The organism is Streptomyces sp. NPDC007205 (assembly GCF_040634095.1).
In the GTDB taxonomy this organism is placed as follows: domain Bacteria; phylum Actinomycetota; class Actinomycetes; order Streptomycetales; family Streptomycetaceae; genus Streptomyces.
Genome location: NZ_JBEYEW010000124.1, coordinates 1 through 3906 on the forward strand (window position 1 = coordinate 1; position 3906 = coordinate 3906).

The following is a 3906-nucleotide window of genomic DNA, read 5'->3' on the forward strand; positions in this document are numbered from 1 at the left end:
CACCACGCATCGTCCGAGGAGCCTCGCTTGGTCCCGTATCGTGCCACGATCGATGTCCCGTATGAGCTGGTTGAGCATGTGTCCTGGCTCATCTACGCCCGAAGGTGTGAACGTCGCTGTCTTCAGCGGCGCGAGTTGTTCGACCAACACACCGCTTTCCCCACCGGACTCGCCACCGCCGCTTGACGCGTTGGCAACGTGAGGTGTCCGGCGGATCCTCACCAGACTCCGCACCGACCCTGCCCGCGCCACCCACCCGCTTCGCGCGCTGCTCGTCCTGGCGAACATCGAGGCCACTACCGGCAAATGATCTCTACCGCAGGCACCTCACGACCAGCACAAGCACCCGGAACAGCGTCACTGAGCCGGGACCGGCTGGGTGAGGTTCACCGGGTTGCCGTCGGGGTCCTGGATGTGGGCGACGCGCTGTCCCCACGGCATGTCGTTGGGGCCGCCGCGGACCGAGCCGCCCAGCGCCGTTACCCGGCCGAGCGTCTCATCGACGTCGTCGACACCGATGCTGAGCAAGATCCGCGACGCCTCCCGGTCCCCCGGCTTAGCCTTGGCCACCAGACCGAGGTCGGTGTCGCCGATGCGCAAGCCGAGGTAGAAGACCGGACCTTCCTTCGGCACCCGGAAGATCTCCTTGGCGCCGAACAATTACCTACACCACAGACTGCCGCCCACGGCCAGCACGAGTACCCCGAAACGGGGTCACGCCACTCCTCTGCCCAGCCACTTCAAGATGGCGGAGCTTCAAATGTGGATGGAGCCGGGGGAAGGAGAGGCTGGGCGCAGCACTCGCATGTGTTGGGCCCGTCGTACACGGGGACGCGACGGGCCCAACGATTGCAGCGGCACCGTGGACAAGTGTCGCTGCGTGGGCGAGGCCAGGACAGCCGCTGCCAAAACCTCCGCCGCTACGGACCTCGACCCACCTACGTACAGAGGGAAATCACCCCTTGATATGACGGACACAGCTGGCAAACTACATGGGGCCTACGTCGGCCTACTTCTGGGGTGAGAGTTCGGCCAGCTCGAAGTGGGGGTTGCCATAGGGATCGGTGCCGAGCCTGGAGGCCAGGATACGGATGAAGCGGGCTTGGACCGGTGCCGCGAAGGCGAGTGCGACGTCGGTGGAGCCGGGGTTGGTGAATCCGGCGTGCAGTTGGAACGGGACGTCGTTGAATTTCCTCCCGTCGTCGCTGCTCTGGACGGTGAAGTCGATCGGAAAGCCCCATCCGTGTTCACGGGGAGTGAGGACGACCCGGCGGATGGGCTGTGTGACGCCGAGGTCGACTGAGATCCATTCGGTGCGGTTCGCAGGGCCGCCGGCGGAGGACCATGTGCTCGGTGGATTGCCGTCGATGGCCTTGGAGGCAACGAATTCGCTGCCCGCGGTGGATGAGGCGGTCGCGCCCTGGCAGGGCAGCGGGGTGAAGGCGCGGCGTTGGATCGACCATGCGTCCCCGCGGGTGCCGGCGATGGGCTGGTCGATACCAGGGGCTGCGCCGGGCTTGGCGACGTCCCAGACCCGATCGACTGTCGAGTAGCCGTGGGTGTCGACACGCTGCACCGTGGCGCTGACGGCTTCACGGTCCAGATGGGTGATGTCACCTGTGAAGAAGGTGACCGCGGATTGCGGGAAGGCGACGCCGAGTTGGTGAGTGTCGTAGCCGCAGCTGGCGCTGCCTCCGTACATCAGGGAGGTGATCAGCTCCCTGTCGTCGATGGCCCAGCCGGGGCTGGTGACGCCGCAGTCGTCGTAGCCGGCCAGCGGATCGGGGGCCAGCAGCTCGCCGTGGTCGGTGAAGTGGACGCCGTCCGGGCTGGTGGCGTAATCGATGCGCCTGTCCCTGGGTCCATCGACCCTGCGGTAGGCGGCGATGTACTGCCCGCCGACAAACTTGATGTCGGCGTCGACGAAGGCGCCGACCGGTCCGATGTAGGTGAGGTGCGTGGGGACGGCCTCGGTGGAAACGGCCAGATGCTGTTGCCGGGGGCCGCCATTGACTGCGCCGTCGAAGTACATCTCCCAACGGCCAGTGCCGTGGTGGTAGCCGGCATTCCAGATCAGTGACGGACGGCCGCAGTGGCTGACATGCGCTCCGCTGAAGGTCACCTCATGGCTGCGGTCGGTCAGCTGCGGCCAGCGCACACCGTCAGGGGAGGTCAGCACCGAGCACTGGTCGTCGCCCACCGTCCTGACGGTGGTCATCGCCATGACCCACCCGGTCCTGCGCCGGATCGCCGAAGGGTCATTGACGTGTTGGTAGATGCCGTGTCCGATAACCGTTTTGATGCCGGAGTAGCCGCCGACCAGGGTGTCGTCGCCGGTGGTGGCCAGGTAGATCTCGTCGTTGGTGTCCTGGGTCAGCCAGCCGCCGAAGTAAACGTTCCAAATGCCCTCCGACCGGACGGGGTCGGGTGCGTACAGATTGGTACCGCTGATCACCGGGTTGCCGTAGAAGGGAACGAAGAACGTGTCCCGAGGATCGCTGACCCATTGGCCAACGTCCTGAACGGTGAACACATCACTGGTCTTGCCGAGATAGGTCAGGCCTCCCGTCGCCGTGGCGGGTGTTGCCGCGAGGCAGGCCACTGCCGCCCATAAGGCGGCAAAGGAGAATCTGCTGTTTTTCAGCTTCATGACAAGGACTCCAACGCCTCACACGGACCTCGCTGCCGCGGGGAACGTCTGTCTACTCCCGCTGGACGAAGCGGAAGGGGCCGACTTGTCCCGGGCCGAAGAGGTACTCACTGCCGGCGCCGTCACCAACGAGGACGCCCATGGGCTTGTCCGCATGCGCAGTGAGGAGTGCCGCGACCAGACGTTCCAGGTCGTGGACGGACGATGGCTCGAACAAGTCCAGCTGGACCAGTTCGTTGCGGTCCGGATCCAGCATGCCGCCCGGCCCGAGACTGTGCACGTTCAGCCACGTGTTCTCCACCCAGAGCTGGGCCAGGAACTGAGGTGAATTTGCCATCCTGCCAGTGTCGACCGGAGCCTGAACAAGTACCAGCGACCCGCCGCAATGCTGCACCCTTCTTCGTCGGCTTTCTCTCCGGGTCCACCGGCGCCGCAGCCAGGAGCGTGGCTGCGCAGGTCGGGCGAGAGTTGTACAGGCCCCGACTGCACCGGGCCGAGCAGACGCCGCTTCGGGTGCCCTTGCTACCGACCTGAACCAAGGTCCTGGTGACCTGCGACGGTGTGGAGGATGCCCACGCGGGACTGTGCGGTCTTTGGTGATACTCCCGTTCATGGAAGTGGCACGTGATGAGCGGCGTGACTGTCTTTGCCGAGGTGGTTGAAGAGGTCCAGTTGGCCGGGTTGCCGGTGGACGTGCTGGGTGAGCAGTTGATCGGGCAGTTGGTTGGCCGGGCCCGTGGGAGTGCCGGTGAGGGCGGGCTGCTGCAGCTGACCGAGCGCGTGCTGGGGTCCGTTCTCGGAGGCGAGGTCGCTGGCCGTCTCGGCTGGGAGAAGCACGGCCCGGCTGGTGCCGGCAGCGGCAGCAGCTGTGATGGGGCCCGGTCCAAGTCCGTGCTGACCGATGTCGGTCGGTGCAGATCGCGGTGCCGCGTGACCGCGACGGCAGCTTTGGGCCGCAGATCGTCAAGAAGCGCGGCGGCGGCTGACCGGTGTCGACGAGATGGTCCTGTCGCTGTCCGCGCGTGGTCTGACGCACGCTGGCATCTCCGCCCGCCCGGCCGAGGTCTGTGGCGCCAGCGTGTCCGAGTGGACCGTCCCGGCCATTACCGACAAGATCGTGGCCGGGATGGCGCAGTGGCAGACCCGGCCGCTGGACCCGGTTGTTCCCAGCGCTCGTGATAGAGGTTGATCAGCGCCGCTGCGGGGTGCCGGCGGGCGTCGGTCAAGGTGGTGACCAGCCGGTAGAAGCCGCTGAA

Annotated in this window: 3 protein-coding genes and 1 pseudogene; 1 reads left to right on the top strand and 3 read right to left on the bottom strand. The window is 66.2% G+C overall.

Annotated features, from left to right (window positions below):
- Positions 1-357: 357 nt before the first annotated feature.
- From ABZ624_RS42280 to ABZ624_RS42290, 3 genes are all read right to left on the bottom strand, one after another.
- Positions 358-660 carry a VOC family protein gene (locus tag ABZ624_RS42280; RefSeq protein ID WP_360100951.1) on the bottom strand — a complete coding sequence of 101 codons (303 nt, stop codon included), beginning with the start codon at positions 658-660 and terminating at the stop codon, positions 358-360.
- Positions 661-1009: 349 nt separating this feature from the next.
- Positions 1010-2650, bottom strand: a complete 1641-nt coding sequence (locus tag ABZ624_RS42285; protein ID WP_360100954.1) for a discoidin domain-containing protein — start codon at positions 2648-2650, stop codon at positions 1010-1012.
- Between the two features lie 52 nt (positions 2651-2702).
- Positions 2703-2987 carry a hypothetical protein gene (locus ABZ624_RS42290; RefSeq protein ID WP_360100957.1) on the bottom strand — a complete coding sequence of 95 codons (285 nt, stop codon included), beginning with the start codon at positions 2985-2987 and terminating at the stop codon, positions 2703-2705.
- 290 nt (positions 2988-3277) lie between these two features.
- On the opposite strand from ABZ624_RS42290, the pseudogene ABZ624_RS42295 reads away from it, so the two are divergent.
- Positions 3278-3840, top strand: a pseudogene (locus ABZ624_RS42295) (transposase); the annotation flags it as partial.
- Between the last annotated feature and the right edge of the window lie 66 nt (positions 3841-3906).